The 12295-nt window shown below is 62.8% G+C and carries 11 protein-coding genes; 10 read left to right on the top strand and 1 reads right to left on the bottom strand.

Translation table 11 applies throughout. The features are described 5' to 3' along the window. The first annotated feature begins 37 nt into the window (after positions 1-37). Genes O3298_RS23460 through O3298_RS23470 form a run of 3 tightly spaced genes read left to right on the top strand, consistent with a single transcriptional unit; the run spans position 38 to position 2779 of the window. Positions 38-757 carry a sensor histidine kinase KdpD gene (locus tag O3298_RS23460; protein ID WP_289905682.1) on the top strand — a complete coding sequence of 240 codons (720 nt, stop codon included), beginning with the start codon at positions 38-40 and terminating at the stop codon, positions 755-757. An 11-nt stretch (positions 758-768) separates the two neighbouring features. Further along, positions 769-2499: a tetratricopeptide repeat-containing response regulator gene (locus O3298_RS23465; RefSeq protein WP_305060648.1), complete on the top strand. Its 1731-nt coding sequence runs from the start codon at positions 769-771 to the stop codon at positions 2497-2499. Then, complete coding sequence (locus tag O3298_RS23470) at positions 2483-2779, top strand: hypothetical protein (RefSeq protein WP_251349309.1); 297 nt, start codon at positions 2483-2485, stop codon at positions 2777-2779. The genes O3298_RS23465 and O3298_RS23470 overlap by 17 nt, the downstream gene beginning before the upstream one ends. 21 nt (positions 2780-2800) lie before the next feature. On the opposite strand, the gene O3298_RS23475 is transcribed toward O3298_RS23470, so the two are convergent. Then, on the bottom strand, positions 2801-3511 hold the full coding sequence (locus tag O3298_RS23475) for a PhaM family polyhydroxyalkanoate granule multifunctional regulatory protein (protein ID WP_305060649.1): 711 nt from the start codon (positions 3509-3511) through the stop codon (positions 2801-2803). A 149-nt stretch (positions 3512-3660) separates the two neighbouring features. Here O3298_RS23475 and O3298_RS23480 point away from each other — a divergent pair, with 149 nt between their 5' ends. The 7 genes from O3298_RS23480 to O3298_RS23510 all read left to right on the top strand — a co-directional run bounded on the left by O3298_RS23480 (position 3661) and on the right by O3298_RS23510 (position 12269). Continuing rightward, complete coding sequence (locus O3298_RS23480; protein ID WP_305060650.1) at positions 3661-4743, top strand: DUF3108 domain-containing protein; 1083 nt, start codon at positions 3661-3663, stop codon at positions 4741-4743. Then, on the top strand, positions 4744-5508 hold the full coding sequence (locus tag O3298_RS23485) for a DUF3108 domain-containing protein (RefSeq protein ID WP_305060651.1): 765 nt from the start codon (positions 4744-4746) through the stop codon (positions 5506-5508). 224 nt (positions 5509-5732) lie between these two features. Further along, complete coding sequence (locus tag O3298_RS23490) at positions 5733-7103, top strand: hypothetical protein (protein WP_092608970.1); 1371 nt, start codon at positions 5733-5735, stop codon at positions 7101-7103. Next, on the top strand, positions 7096-7842 hold the full coding sequence (locus O3298_RS23495; RefSeq protein ID WP_077399077.1) for a hypothetical protein: 747 nt from the start codon (positions 7096-7098) through the stop codon (positions 7840-7842). Before O3298_RS23490 ends, O3298_RS23495 begins: the two co-directional genes overlap by 8 nt. 8 nt (positions 7843-7850) lie before the next feature. Further along, entirely contained in the window at positions 7851-10682 is a 2832-nt protein-coding gene (locus O3298_RS23500) for an ATP-binding protein (protein WP_305060652.1), read from the top strand. Beyond that, positions 10682-11686 carry a DUF4424 family protein gene (locus O3298_RS23505; RefSeq protein WP_305060653.1) on the top strand — a complete coding sequence of 335 codons (1005 nt, stop codon included), beginning with the start codon at positions 10682-10684 and terminating at the stop codon, positions 11684-11686. Before O3298_RS23500 ends, O3298_RS23505 begins: the two co-directional genes overlap by 1 nt. A gap of 4 nt (positions 11687-11690) precedes the next feature. Next, positions 11691-12269: a nucleotidyltransferase family protein gene (locus tag O3298_RS23510; RefSeq protein ID WP_305060654.1), complete on the top strand. Its 579-nt coding sequence runs from the start codon at positions 11691-11693 to the stop codon at positions 12267-12269. Positions 12270-12295 lie beyond the last annotated feature (26 nt).

A 12295-nucleotide genomic window follows, 5' to 3' on the forward strand; every position in this document is an offset into this window, starting at 1 on the left:
GGCAATATTCAAGCCGCGGCCCCCAAGGAGATATCCGGTGGAAGATCAACACAGCTCGCCCGAGCTTTTCCTGTTCCTGGCGTCGACCGTGCACGACATGAAAAACTCGATCAGCGTTGTCAGCGGCACCTTGGAGTCGCTGCTGGCGGCCGAGCAGGCCAAGCCCGCGCCCCAGGCCGACCCCGCCTACCTGCAGATGGCGCAGATGCTGTACCAGACCAAGCGCCTCAACGATAACCTGATCCAGCTGCTGGCCCTGTACAAGGAAGTGGGCAAGCCCGGCTACCCCTTCGACGTGCAGCCGCAACTGGTGAGCCAGGTCATCGACCAGGTGGTGGACCAGGAAAAGATCCTGCTGGCCTCGAAAGGCATCCAGCTGGAGACGGCCTGTCCGCCCGAGCTGATCTGGACCCTCGATGAAGACCTGGTCATCGGCGTGCTCGCGCATGCCATCAACAACGCCATCCGCTACACGAAAGACACGATCCGCCTGTCAGTGCGGGAGCACGACGACATGCTGGAGCTGCGCGTGGAAGACAATGGCGACGGCTATACCCAGGCATTGCTGGACGCGGGCAGCGCGGCCATGGATGGCATGGCCGCCGGCGTGAATTTTTCCACCAACAGCACGGGACTGGGCCTGTATTTTTCCAGCGAAGTGGCAAAGATGCACAAGCACCGGGGCAGCAGCGGCAGCATCGCCCTGGAAAATGGCGGCGCGCTGGGCGGCGGCTGTTTCATCCTGCGCCTGCCCTGAACGAGGAATCCATGACGACAGACAGCCACGCCACCGCCGCCGAAGCGGGCAGCACCGACTGGGCCGACAAACATTATCTGCTGGTCGACGATTTCATCGGCATCCGCATCCTGCTGCGCGAATCGCTGCGCAACCTGGGCGCGCGCCATATCGACCAGGCGGCCAGCGGCGGCGAAGCCATGAAGCTGCTGGCCAAGACGCGCTACGACGTGGTGCTGTGCGATTACAACCTGGGCGAAGGCAAGAATGGCCAGCAAGTGCTGGAAGAGACGCGCGTGCGCAACCTGACGGCGCCATCGAGCGTGTGGCTGATGGTGTCGGCCGAGAAAAGCGTGGAATCCGTGATGGGCGCGGCCGAGCACCAGCCCGACGCCTACCTGATCAAGCCGATCACGGAAGGCGTGCTGCTGACGCGGCTGAACCGCGTGTGGCACAAGAAGCAGGTGTTCCGCGAAATCGACCAGGCTTGCATGGAAAAGGATTATCTGCGCGCCGCCAAGCTGTGCGACGCGCAGATCGAGGTCAACAAGCTGCACGAGCTGGAATTGCTGCGCATGAAGGCCAGTTTGCTGCTGAAAAGCGGCGAGCCGGAAAAAGCCCGCGCCGTGTACGAAAAAGTGCTGGCCGAGCGCGATTACAGCTGGGCCAAGGCGGGCCTGGGCAAGATACGCATGAACAACGGCGAACACGAGGCGGCGCGGCAGATATTCCAGGGCGTGATCGTCGAAAACAAGTACTACATCGACGCCTACGACCAGATGGCCGTCGCCTACCAGCTGATGGGCCAGCACGAGGAAGCGTGCGGCGTGCTGGAAAAGGCGGCGCGCCTGTCGCCCAATTCCGTGCCGCGCCAGCGCAACCTGGGACTGGCGGCCCTGAAAGTGGGCAATGTCAGCATGGCGGAAAAGGCTTTCCGCAAGTGTATTTCCATCGGCGAGTTTTCCGTCATGAAGACGCCGGACGCCTACCTGGGACTGGCGCGCGTGTGCGGCCTGAAGAAGGATGCGAAGGAGGCGCTGCAGTGGCTGCTGCTGGCGCAGCGCGAATTCTCGCCCGAACAGATCGGCTTGCGCGCGAAGATCACGGAAGGCATGGTGCACCACGAAACGGGCGATTACCGGCGCGCGCGCAAGTGCGGCGACGAGCTCGAAGCCATGCTGCTGGAAGACCCGGCGCGGCCCGAGAAGGCCATCTGTATGGAACTGGCGACCCTGCTGTTCGCCGTCGGCGTCAAGGATGCGCCGGCCGGCCTGCTGTGCTACGTGGTGAAGAACAACCACGACAACCAAGTGGTGCAGGATGAAGTGCAAAAGATATTCGACAAGGCGAAGATGGGCGACGAAGGCACGAGCCTGATCATCGCCTCGCGCAAGGAAGCGTCGGACTTGATGAACAAGGGTGTGCTGCTGTGGAAGACGGACAAGCTCAACGAAGCGGTCGCCTGGATGCGCGCGGCGCGCGAAAAACTGCCGAACAACTTGCGCATCCTGTTCAATTCCGCGCAAATCATCGTTTCCTTCCTGCAGCAGCGCGGGTTTCAGGCCGATTTGGCGGCCGAAGCCATGGAAGTGTTGTTGTATGTAGACAAAATTGCACCAGGGCAGCAGCGCTTCGCGCAATTGATGGAGCAACTGGTGCAGCTGACGCCGCCGCCCGGGCCGGAAGAAGCCGTCGCGGCGCCGGAAAATGCGCCGCCGGCAGCGGAAAAAGGGGGAAAAGCCGTGCGTGAGCGTGCCGGATGATAAACTAGGGGCCAGCGTGGGTTCGCCCGTGCTTGAGTTGCTTTACAACAATAAGGAAGAAACTATGCGTGATGTGGTCAATGAAGTATACAAAAAAATGAAGGTCGGCGCCGTTGCCTGGGTACGCCCGGTCGCCGCCAAGGGAGACACGCTGGAAACATTCCAGTCTTCGTACGAGCACGCCAAGGCGCTGGCCGACGAAGGCCTGATCACGATCGGTGACGTAAAACGCCAGGCCGACAACATGATCGAGGCGATCCGCATTCATCGTATCGCCTGATCATATTGCCGGCTTGAAACATCAGGCCTTGCCTGGTGCTTTAGCCTTGGGCGCTGCGCGTTTTGCGGGCGCCTTGCGCAGCGGGGCCTTGGCCTTGGCTGCCGTGCCTGCTTCGGCAGGTTTGGCCGGCTTGCTGGCCGCTGGCTTGGCTTTGCTCACGCCGCCAAAGCTGGCCGCTGCCGCGCTGGCGGCGTCGGGCGACATCGCTGTCGAGACGGCCTGCGTGAACTGATCTTGTAACAAATTCCACCAGGCACTTGGATTGGCCAGCTGGGCTCCGGCCTGGCTGCCGGCATCGGCGGGCGCCGCCGCAGCGGGTGGCGGTGCGGGCGCAGGCGCCGGTTTCGGTTCAGGCGCCGCAGGTGCGGCTTGCTGGAAAAACGCGGAAGCGTAGGGCACCGATTCAAACACGGATTTTTCGCTGGCGCCGGGCTGGGTGATGGCTGCCGCCAGGGACGCGCCCATCGATTTCAAGGTGGCGATGGTGCCGCGCTGCACTTCCAGCGCCTGGATACTGCCGCGCAGCATGCTGGTGTTGAGGTTCAGCCATGCTTCGACGGCCTTCAAGTCATTGATTTTCTTGTCCAGCTCTTCCACCGACATGGTGGGCGCCGTGATGCCAGGCATGCCCATGCCGGGCACGCTCATGCTGCCCCACAGGTTTTTGACGAAGTCGAGCGTATCGGTCACAACTGCTGCGCCCGGCATTTGGGGCATTTGCGGGTTTGCCATGCGAAATCTCCTGGTAGGTGGATAGCCTTAGCGTAGCAGATATCGGCTTGCAACTGACGCAATGCCGCCAACATTTTCTTACATAAAACATTAAGAGTTGAGCACGGGCAAGAAGCGGGAAGCGGGGCGGAAGCGTTACACTACGGCCTATGATGCCTGACTCCTTCTTTTCGCCACCGCGCCGCCGCACCGTCATCTTTGTCGCGGTCATCGGCGTACTGCATTACGTGGCGTTGGAATGGCTCACCTCGCGCGCCAGCATGGTGCCGCTGGGACAGAATCATGCGCAGATGGTCAGCATGGCCTTGATCGCCGAGCCGCCCAAACCCCTGCCGGTGGTGCCGCTGCCGCCGCCCGAACTGCGGCCAGTGCCCAAGCCCAGGCCGCCGCCACCACCGCCGCCGACGGAGCTGGCGTCGAGCGAAACGCCGCAGTTGACGGCGCCCGTCAGCGACGTGCCGGAAGGCCCGGCCACGAGCGAGCCGGCCGCCGTGGCCGCCGCGCCCGCGCCGGCCAGCGAACCGCCGCCACCGCCCGTCGAGCAGGCACGCCACTACAAGACGAACGCGCCCGCTTCGGCCCAGTTCGACCTGCACGTGGACCGGCGCGATGCGGACGGCACCAAGTGGCAGGGCGTGGCCGCGATGGCGTGGGAAAACCGGGGCGACACGTATCAGCTGAAACTGGAAGTGGGCTTGAGCATGCTGATCACGCGCATCAACCTGCTGGTGCTGACGAGCGAGGGCCGGATCGATGGCAGCGGCATCGTGCCCGTCACGGCCACGGAGAAACGCAAGGGCCGCGCGCAAACGGCCACGCATTTCAACCGCGACGCCAAGGCCATCACGTTTTCGGCCACGACGGCCACGGCGCCATGGCAGGAAGGGGCGCAGGACAAGGCCACCGTGCCGTTCCAGCTGGCCGCCATCGGCCGTGCCGACGTCAACCAGCTGGTGGGCAATATCGACATTCTCGTCGGCGAGGAAAAGGAAGCGACCGTGTTCCGCTTCCACCTGGTGGGCGAGGAAGAACTGGACACGAAAATGGGCCGCCTGGTGACGTGGCATCTGCGCCGGCCGCCGAAGCCCGGCACGTATTCGTCGCAGCTCGATGTCTGGCTGGCGCCGTCCATGCAATGGTATCCGGTACAAATACGCAATACCGAAGCGAACGGGGCGCTGACCACGCAAACCGTGACCAAGATCTCCGTAAATGAATCAACAGGAAAATAAATGACTACTTTGACTACCTTGAAACGCATCCTGGCTGCCAGCCTGCTGGCGGCCACCCTGACGCCCGCCATGGCGGCGGACGAGCCCGTGGACCATCCCGTCATCAAGCGCCCGTACAAGCTGGCGCCTTCGGCCGACCTCGTCTATTCGATCAAGGCGAAACAGCGCGGCATTGCGTTGTCCGGCGAATCGGTCAGCAACTGGCGCGCCGGCGACGGCAAGTACTCGCTGCTGGCCGAAACCAAGGCCGCCCTGTTCGGCAAGATCCTGGAACAGCGCAGCGAAGGCACGGTCGACGATTACGGCCTGGCGCCGGCGCAGTTCGTGGAAAAACGTTTCCGCAAGGAAGCGGCCACGACCACCTTCAAGCGCGACAGCAAGAGCATCGTCTTCAGCGAAGGCGATGAAACGTATCCGCTGAAAGGCGGCGAGCAGGACCGCAACAGCACCGTCTGGCAACTGGTCAGCGTGGCGCGCGCCACCCCGGAGAAATTCACGCCCGGCTCGGAATGGAGCTTCTTCGTTGCCGGCCGCCATGACGCCGAACCGTGGACCTTCAAGGTCGTCAAGCAGGAGACCGTCGCCACCGGCCAGGGTTTGGTGGAAGCCGTGCACCTGGTCAAGGCGCCGCCGCCGGACAAGAAGGGCCAGCAAGTGGACCTGTGGCTGGCGCCGTCGCTGGAATGGTATCCCGTGAAGGTGACGTTCGCCGATGAAGACGGCGATTACGTCGAGCAAACCTTGCAAAAGATCGTCAGGAAGTAAGTGTTCACTAATGGCTCGGGGCCAGGCATGCCGTGTTTGGCCCCCCATTTCAACGTCCTGGCCTGGCACGGCGCACCTGCCGTGTTGCGCCATGTCCGCACCGCCCCCTCCCATGCGCTAAATTGCATGTCAGAACTGATATACTGACGCCCCCGCCCCGCAGCGCCGCGTTAGCCCGCAGCGCCGCCCGCTGAACACTCATCCGGAAAAGAATGATTGATATAATGGCAAGTGCAGCCGTGGCTACGGATGCAAATCAGACAGAGCAAGAGCATCACGATTCCTTGCAGGCGCATTTCCAGCCCAATATTTCGGCCGATGAAATTGAGCAAGTTTTTCACTTGAAGCGGGCGCAGCCCCTGCTGCAAGTGTTTACGGCCCTGTTCCACGGCGGTTTCGATGGCGTGCTGGTGCGTCTGCTGGTGTTGCGCGAGCTCGCGTCCGATGCGGCCACGTCCGCCTATACGCGCGCCGATATCAATACGAAACTCGCATATCTGTTGCCGGAAAGCCTGGAAACGGTCTTGCTGCGCCTGCGCTCGAACCAGTTGCTGGCCTGGGATGCGCAGCAGGGCGTGTACCGCGTGACCCCGATGGCGCGCAATGTGCTGTCCGCCATCGACAGCTTGCTGGGCCTGGGGCAGACGGAAGATGAAGCGGAAATGGGTTTCCTGCTGTCGCAGGTGGCGGGCGCGCAAGCCGTCGGTGGCGTGTCGGTCGAGCAACTTCAGCATTTGCTGGGCCGCCTGGTGGACTTGACGGAAGAATTTTCCGACGCGATTGCCTCCGGTTCCGAATTCCGCCTGCGCACGGCGCAAGCGAAGTGGAACATGGCTTGTGACTGGGTCGAGAAGGGTTCCGAGATCCTCGTGGCGATCACCTCCGATGAAAACGCGGACAGCGCCACGCACAAGGCGGCGCAGGCGATCGGCCGCGCGCAAAGTAAATTGCTGAACATGCAAGGCATGTTTTCGCGCGCCCTGAACCAGATCGAGCGCCAGCGGGTCCACCTGGGCCAGTCGGGCTTGTCGACCACGGACATCAAGCGCTGGCTCTTGCTGCATGACGACCTGGCCAGCCTGGCCGAGGGTGCCATCGACCAGCCCGTCGTGCCCCTGTTCTCCACGCCGGCCGAGATGATCGACGTGGCCGAAACGGAACTGCTGTCCGAACGGGCGGCGGGTGTCATCAACACGGGCCTGCCCAGCGGAGAGGACGCGCCCACCACCATCAGCGACGGTCCCGCCATGCAACTCGAACTCGATGACTTGCTCGAACGCCTGTCGAACTTCGCCAGCCTGGGCAATTTCCCCAGCATCGGCGAAGAAGGGCCGAAATCGGTGCCCGTGCAGGATTCCCTGTTGCCGGCCAGCTTTGCCGTGGCCTCGTACCGCGCCTCCATGCTGCCGCTGCTGGGCGACGTCTCCGAAGCGAGCTTGCAGGGATCCACGGCCGAACTGGCCCGTTTGCCGATCACTTTTACTCCGACCGACGAGATGGTCCAACTGACCGACCCCCACGTGGCGGCCATGTCGATCGCCTCGCTTTCACTGAATGTTTCACTTGATTTAGATAGCGGCACCGCCGATGAATGACGATTCCCAAATCCTGATTGCGCGCCTGCTCACGCATCAAACCCTGCGCCGCGACGACAAGCTCGTCAAGCGCGTGCTGTCCGACGAGCTGTTCCGCGCCGAAATCGATGCGCGCCTGCTGGCCTGCGGCTTGAAACTGCTCGACAACGTGTACGCCGACCATGTCACCCTGGCCCTGACGCGCACCATCGAACCGAAGATTTTCGGCGCGCGCGACGTGTGGCAAAACAACAATTTCGGCCTGGCGCGCGATGGCGTGGCCTTGCTGGTGGTGCTGTGGGCGCAGATCATCCTGCCCAAGCGTGAACGCCAGGAAACGCACCAGCACGCGGACGATGACCAGAACGACATGTTTGGCACGGAAAAGCCGCTGCCGCGCGCGGAAGATGCGTCGATCGGCATTTCCTACAAGGCGCTGCTGTCGGACTTCGGCGACAAGCTGGGCAAGAAGACGCGCATGGACATGAATCTGGGCACCCTGGCCAAGCTGGGCTTTATCGAGCGGCGCGGCGACTTCATCCTGGAAGGTCCGCTGCTGGACCTGATGATGGACACGGACGTCTTGAAAGAGCGCATCATCAACGGCGCCCTGGCCGACGTGTTCAAGCGGGCGCCGGCGCGCCTGGTGGCCGTCAGCGGCGATACGTTGCCCGACGCCGACCTGGCGGACGACTTGTCCGCCGACATCGGCGACCTGCCCGACGACGGCGATGAGCCCGCGTCCGACCTCCCTCACTGAAAGCGCCCATGTTTCATATCAAATCACTTGAACTGGTGCACTGGGATTACTGGCAGCGCATCAAGAATATTCCGCTCGACGCGAAGATCATCACCATCGCGGGGCAGAACGGCTCGGGCAAGACCACCTTGCTCGACGCCTTGCGCACCCTGTTCGGCCTCGATTGCTCGATGGGGCGCACGTATAAACACTATGCGCGCCACTCGGGCCAGCAGACGGCCTGGCTGCGCGCCGTGGTCGACAACAAGAACGTGGGCAAGCAACTGTCGAACCGGCCGTTCCGCAGTTCCGGCTTCTTCAGCGATGATGAAGTGACCCTGTTTTGCCAGATCCAGAAGAATGGCGGCGACTGGAAGCGCCAGTATCTGATGCGTCCTGGCAATGTGCAGATCGAGGACATCACGGACACCAACGACTGGCTCGGTGTGGAAAACTACCGCAAGCGCCTGGCCAATGCGGGCCTGTCGCCCGCCATGTCGAAAGTGCTGGCGCTGGAGCAGGGCGAGACGGACAAATTGTGCGAATACGCGCCGCGCCAGCTGCTCGACCTCGTGTTCCAGGTGTTTGGCGACAAGGAAGTGCTGGACGCCTACGACGAAGCCAAGCGCCACCAGCGCGACACGGAAGTGGAACTGAAACGCTTCGAGACGGAACTGGAAGCGTCGAAGACCAACCTGGAAGGCTTGCGCCTGCGCGTGGCCAATTACCACCAGTGGGAAGGGCTGCATAAAGAGCGCCGCAACCTGCTGGAAGAAGTGCTGCCCAGCCTGCAGTACCACGAGGCGCGCGAAAAAGCGGCCACGGCCAGCCGGCAATTGCGCGATGCGCGCAAACCGATGGCGCAGGCGGACCAGCAGCTGACGGATAAACGCAACGCGCTGGCATCGCAGGCGAAGGCCCTGTCCGACGCGCAAATGAACGAAACCTTGCTGGAACAGGAATCGATCGGCTTGCAGAGTCGTTTGTCCTTGATCAATAGCAAGCTCAAACCGCTGGACAGCCTGCTCGAGCAGAAAGACCGTTTGCACAAGCTGGCGGCGGACTCGGGCAGCGACATCGCCGAAGTGGCGGCCCAGCTGGAACAGAAGGAAGCGCAATTGCTGCAGCAGCGCCAGCAGCGCGACGCCTTGGCGGCGCGCATCGCGGGCGAACAGGCAACTATTGCCGCGCTGCAAGGCAAGACGGCCATGCCGGAGCCGGACAACGTGCGCGGCATGCGCCGCGCGCTGCGCGATGCCGGGATCAGTCACGCGATGCTGTCCGATATCGTCGAAGTGACGGACAGCCGCTGGCAGGGCGCCGTCGAAGGCGTGCTGGGCGGCTACGCTTCGGTGGTGCTGCTGGACAAGGCCAAGGATGCGGCGGCCGCTTACCGTTTGGCCGAGAAGGAACGCTATCGCCACTTCATCGTGCCCGACCTGGTCACGGCGCCTGTCGCGAAAGACGAGAGCCTGCTGGCGGTGGTGAAATTTTCCGCGCCCGTGCCCAGCTGGCTGATCGAGCAATTGTCGCGCATTTCCCGCGTCGATTCCGTCGAAGCAGGTTTCAAGCTGGGCAACCACGAAGAGTGGATCACGCCCGAGGCGTACCACCGCGAACGCCGCGGCGGGCGCTCGCTGTTCGTGGAAGCGTCGCGCTACCGCTTTGGCCAGGCTGGCCGCAGCGGCCGCCTGGAAGCGCTGCTGCGCTCCCTGCCGGGCCTGGAAGGACAGGAAGACACCCTGACCCTGGCGATTTCGAAACTGGCGGCCGAAGTGGGCGCCTTGAAAGCGCGCATCGCCGGCGTCGACGCGGCCAAGGAACTCAGTGCCCGCCAGGAAGAGTTCGCCGAAGCGCTGCGCAATTCCAAGCCGCTCAAGGAAGAGCGCCTGGAAGTGGGTGGCCGCCTGGGCGAGCTGCAAAACCTGACGAAGAACGCCACCGTGGCGCGCACGCGTGCCGATACCGTGTGGCAAAACGCGCGCCTGGCCCTGTCCGAGGCGGAAGCGGGCTCGCGCCTCGGCTACAAGAAGCAGATCGAACAGCGCGCCGAGCATGCGCGCGCCTTGTTGGCCCTGCGCCATGCGTGGCGCCACTTGCCGAAAAGCTGGCGCCGTCCCGCACGCCGCGCGGCCCTCGTGGCCGAGCATCAGAATGCGCACCAGGTCGACTTGCGCGTGGCCAGCCTGCAAAACAGCCTGGCGCGCGACGACTGGGAACTGGACGCCACCGTCATCGACCAGCACCACCGCCTGTCGGACCAGTTGCATGGCCGCCAGTCGGAAACGGACGAGCGCCGCTACCAGAACAACCGCGCCATCGAAGCGACGGGCAATGCCCGCGGCGCCTACATGGAACGCTTGCGCTACACCATCAAGACCTACAGCAAGAACATCAAGGAGCTGGGCGAACTGGCCGGCATCGAAGTGCATGCCGACCCCGTGCGCCTGGAAAACGACGACGTGCAGCTGTCGCAGGCGGGCTTGCACGTGCGCTTCAAGTTCGACGGCAAGGGCGTCATCGGCATGAACGATGGCGAAGCGTCGGGCGGCCAGCAAGTGATGAAATCGCTGGTGCTCCTGATCGGCTTGCTGAAATCGGAAGACGGTTCCGGCGGCTTCGTCTTCATCGACGAACCGTTTGCCCACCTCGATATCCGCAACATTCAATTGGTTGGCGAATTCCTGAAGAACACGGAAGCGCAATACCTGATGACGACGCCGTTGACGCACAACACGGATGTCTACGATCCATCGGAACTGACGTTGATTACGAGCAAGAAGAAAAAGGATACCCAATGGGCGCAACCGATTTTCGTGCTGCAGCGCCGGGTCGATCCCGTCTCGGGCAAGGTGGCGTGATGCTGGTGCGCACCTTGCTGGCATCTGCCGCGCTGGCGCTGGCGTGTTCGGCGCCCGCCATGGCCAACGACGGCATCGGCTCCGTGAGCGCGGGCGGCATCCTGTTCGGCAAGACGGATGCCGTGGCCATGAAAAAGGAAGTGCTCAGCGTGAGCGCGGAATTGATCAAGGTCGAATACGAGTTCCTCAATGAGTCGAAAACGGATGTGGAAGAGACGATCTTCTTCCCGCTGCCCGAATACTCTTCCGGCTACCACGGCTCGCCCACGTATTATGGCCAGCCGCAACAGTTTACCGTCGACGTGGATGGCAAGCGCAAGGAATATAAAACCACCTTCGTCGCCAAGCTCGACGCAGAGGACGTGACGGGCCGATTGCGCCAGCTGGGCTTGTCCGATGCGCAAATTGCGTATTTCCCCTCGCACACGCCGTTCGACAAGAAAGTGGCGCCGCTGACGGCCGCGCAGAGCAAGATCATGATCCGCGAAGGCTTGCTGGCCCAGCTGTACGACGAGGAATGGGTACCGGCCTGGACCGTGAAAGTCATCTACCTGTGGCAGCAGAAATTCCCTGCCGGCAAAGTCGTGCGCGTGCGCCATCAATATGCACCGTTCGTCGCGGCCGGTCCCGGCGCGTCCTACCTGGGCGATGGCAATACATTTGAAAAGAAATACTGCGGCGACAAGGCCTTCTACAAGACGTGGAACCGCCTGGCGGCCCAGCAGGGCGAAAGCGGCTTCGTCAATGCCGTGTGGGTGTCGTACATTTTGACGACCGGCAATACGTGGAAGAATGGCATCGAAGACTTTACCTTGAACTTAATCAAGGGCAAGTCGGACGAGCTGGTCAGCCTGTGCTTCCCCGGTACGTTTACCAAAATCAATCCCACCACCTTGCAAGTCAAGTTGCGCAACTTCCATCCGAAGCAAGACCTGGATGTGTACTTCGGCAATGTCGAAGGCACGGTTAGCCACGACGGCGTGGCGCCGCAGATCCGCCCCTAGCTGCATGAGCAGGCAGGAAGCACTGGCGGCGCGCTTGCGCGCCATCGCCGGCGCCACGCCGTGGTGCATGCAAGTCCTGCACGCTGTGGCGCAGCTGGGCTTGCCACACTGCTGCATCGGCGCCGGCGCCGTGCGCAACCTCGTGTGGGATGCCTTGCATGGTTACGCGCAAGCGTCTGCCTTGAGCGACGTCGACGTGGCGTATTTCGATGCGCACAATTTGCAACCCCGGCGTGAGGTGGAACTGCGCCAGCGCCTGGAAACCGTGCTGCCCGGCGTGCCGTGGGAGGTCTGCAACCAGGCGCGGGTGCACCTGTGGTTCGAAGACGCGTTCGGCTACGCCGTGCCGCCCCTGCTGTCGCTCGACGACGCCATCGCCACCTGGCCCGAGTTTGCCACCTCGGTTGGCATCTCGCTGCAGCCTGACGGCGGGATCGGCATCATTGCGCCGCATGGCCTCGACGACCTGTTCGATATGGTGGTGCGGCGCAACCCGGCGCGCATCAGCCTGGACGGCTATGCGCAGCGCCTGGCCAGCAAGGATTATGCGGCGCGCTGGCCGCGCGTCACCATCATCGCCTAGGTAAATTGTGATGTAAAACACAATTT

Origin of the sequence: Janthinobacterium sp. SUN137, from assembly GCF_030587265.1 — a bacterium.
Classification (GTDB): Bacteria; Pseudomonadota; Gammaproteobacteria; order Burkholderiales; family Burkholderiaceae_D; genus Janthinobacterium; species Janthinobacterium kumbetense.